The organism is Leifsonia sp. HAY1-4F (assembly GCF_056755275.1).
This window is the reverse complement of the sequence record NZ_JBNDHX010000431.1, coordinates 1-252: the sequence shown is the minus strand read 5'-3', so window position 1 is coordinate 252 and position 252 is coordinate 1. Positions and strand designations below refer to the sequence as shown.

Genomic DNA, 252 nt, shown 5'->3' with positions numbered 1-252 from the left:
GCGTCAGATGTGTATAAGAGACAGTTATTACCTTCGTAGCATCTCCATCCGTAGTTGATTCCGGCTTGTGTTAAAGGCATTCTGTTAATTTCCTCAATCTGTCCCTGACCGACATCCGCAATCATCACATTGCCTGAAACAGTGTCGAAATTGAATTTCCATGCGTTTCTTAGTCCGTAAGCCCAAACTTCGTCGGCTCCGTCAGTCCCTACAAAAGGATTGTCAGCAGGAATATTGTACGCACCTGTAGAA

At 44.8% G+C, this 252-nt stretch carries 1 protein-coding gene; it reads right to left on the bottom strand.

The genetic code is table 11. The annotated features are described in order from the left end of the window. Nucleotides 1-252: PQQ-dependent sugar dehydrogenase (locus ACPYOG_RS20075; protein WP_481295858.1), on the bottom strand; the 252-nt coding region annotated here is incomplete at both ends.